Below are 1,206 nucleotides of genomic sequence, written 5' to 3' on the forward strand. Positions count from 1 at the left end.
GCGTCAGAGGTGTATAAGAGCCAGCCCGGGCACCGCCAGCTCTCCCGGGCCGGCGGACTCGCCGGACCCGGCGGGCATCCCGGGCACTCCCGGCACTCCGGGCACGCCGCCGGGCGTCACCGGCCCGCCGGGGCGCGGTGGGCTGATCGGGCCGTACGGGCTCGCGCCGGCCTGCCGGATCGGGCCCGTGCGGAGGAGAGTCTTGCGGGACATCGTCAGGCCTCCCTCTGGATGCCACGCTAGTCCACCGCACCGACGTGAATGGGGGGATCCCCAAGACCGAACAGTACGCGAACTGCCATGCGAAAGCCCGGGGCCGCGGGGCTCCGGGCTTCGGGGCTGCCGTTCAGCGCTGGGCCTGGAACATCCAGCGCTGCTTCTCCACCTCCTGGGTCACGGCGATGAGGATGTCCTGCGTCACCTGGTCGGGTTCTTCGGTGAGGTCGATGCGCTCACGCATCCGCTTGCTGATCCCGTCGAGGATGTCCGTCATGGTGGCGACCACCTTGCCGTCCTCGATCCAGCCGTACTCGGGCTGCTGGAGCTTGGTGGACTTGGCGACAGCGGCGGCGCGCCCGTCGGGGCTCACGCCGAGCGCCACGAGCCGTTCGGCGACGGTGTCGGCATGGGTGCGGGCCAGGTCGGTGAGCTCGTCCAGCTGCAGGTGGATCGGGCGGAAATGGGGGCCGATCACGTTCCAGTGCGCCTGCTTGGCGACCAGGGAGAGATCGATCAGATCGACGAGGGCGCCCTGCAGGGCCTGGGCGGTGGTCTTCTGGGCGTCGCCCTTGAGCGGGCCGGAAATCGTAGACATGTCCTACCCCCTCCCCTCGGATTCGGGCTTCATTCCCTCCTTCTTGACAGTGCAATAATGACAGTGTCAGTGTGGTGGCATGAGCGAGACGTGGACGATCGGCGAGCTGGCGGAACACGCCGCCGCCCAGCTCCGGTCGCGGGCGCAGCCGCTCAACGGCCGGGTCCGCGAGGTGCCGGGTGAGCGCCTGATCAGGTGGTACACCACGATCGGCCTCGTCGACCCGCCCCTCACCCGGCAGGGCCGCATCGCCCGCTACGGCCGCCGGCACCTGCTCCAGCTGGTCGCCGTCAAACGCCTGCAGGCCGCGGGGCTGTCCATCGCCGACATCCGGACCCGCCTCGCGGGCGCCACGGACGCCCTGCTGGAAGAAGCGGCCCACCTCCCACCCG

At 70.6% G+C, this 1,206-nt stretch carries 3 protein-coding genes; 1 reads left to right on the forward strand and 2 read right to left on the reverse strand.

Translation table 11 applies throughout. From position 1 onward, the window contains the following. Nucleotides 1–3: 3 nt before the first annotated feature. Nucleotides 4–213 carry a hypothetical protein gene (locus ADY59_RS50940; protein ID WP_156326185.1) on the reverse strand — a complete coding sequence of 70 codons (210 nt, stop codon included), beginning with the start codon at nucleotides 211–213 and terminating at the stop codon, nucleotides 4–6. A gap of 133 nt (nucleotides 214–346) precedes the next feature. Then, on the reverse strand, nucleotides 347–814 hold the full coding sequence (locus tag ADY59_RS47295) for a Dps family protein (RefSeq protein ID WP_049577941.1): 468 nt from the start codon (nucleotides 812–814) through the stop codon (nucleotides 347–349). A gap of 79 nt (nucleotides 815–893) precedes the next feature. On the opposite strand from ADY59_RS47295, the gene ADY59_RS47300 reads away from it, so the two are divergent. Next, nucleotides 894–1,206, forward strand: a 313-nt coding sequence (locus ADY59_RS47300) for a helix-turn-helix domain-containing protein (RefSeq protein ID WP_049577943.1), incomplete at its 3' end; no start/stop codon positions are given.

The sequence above is a fragment of the Nonomuraea sp. SBT364 genome (assembly GCF_001083785.1).
Classification (GTDB): Bacteria; Actinomycetota; Actinomycetes; order Streptosporangiales; family Streptosporangiaceae; genus Nonomuraea.